1 protein-coding gene is annotated in these 845 nt (G+C 35.9%); it reads right to left on the reverse strand.

The window, feature by feature from the left end:
• Positions 1-264 precede the first annotated feature (264 nt).
• Positions 265-845, reverse strand: a 581-nt coding sequence (locus AB671_RS20250; RefSeq protein WP_185114139.1) for a DDE-type integrase/transposase/recombinase, incomplete at its 5' end; no start/stop codon positions are given.

The following is an 845-nucleotide window of genomic DNA, read 5'->3' on the forward strand; positions in this document are numbered from 1 at the left end:
AACAAACTTTGAATTTGTGGACTCTGCCTGCAATGGGTTTTTAAGTTTCTGGAAAAAGGTATCCTAGCTGAATGTTTTAAAATAGTTAGAGTTGCGTATAATATCTGAATTAGTTTTGGGAAAATGATCAGAGTTTGTAAAGGATTATTAAAGTAGGGAAGTGGATTATATACGTTCTTTATAACTACTTAATTTGATGTAATTATGTACGTCTTCAAACTACTTTAGACATTTTAGTTTAAATCCTGAAGGAGTATTTTCGATTTATAAACTTACCAATTTTTGTTGGTTATACATTTGTCTTCTTTTTCGGATGGATTCTTCTTTTATCTGCTTTCTTTTTTCCAAAATATGTTCTGATCTTCCGAAGTACACATCTGCTGGAGTGAGGTTATTTATCGACTCGTGATAGCGCTTGTTATTGTAGTTTTCTACAAATTTTTCCAGTGCTTGAATGAGTTCTTCGGGGTGATAAAAATGATTTAGTTTCACTACTTTTTTCATCGTTCTGTGATAACGCTCGATCTTGCCCTGGGTCTGAGGATGCATCGGTTTTCCGTGAACCTGTTTCATCCTTAAATCGTCTTTCAGATAGCTTTTCAACTCATTGGAGACGTAGCAGGAACCATTGTCTGAGAGCAGTTTCGGTTTAACTTTTGTCTTTAATTTCGCTTTTTTAATGGCTGTATCCACCGTTCGTTTCACATCTTCAGCTTTCATCGAATCGCATAACTCCCAGTGAATGATGTAGCGGCTGTAATCGTCCAAAATCGTGCTCAGATAGTACCATCCCCAGCCAATGATCTTGAAATAAGTAAAATCTGTCTGCCACATTTGATGCACAA

This window comes from Chryseobacterium sp. BGARF1, assembly GCF_001677955.1.
In the GTDB taxonomy this organism is placed as follows: domain Bacteria; phylum Bacteroidota; class Bacteroidia; order Flavobacteriales; family Weeksellaceae; genus Chryseobacterium.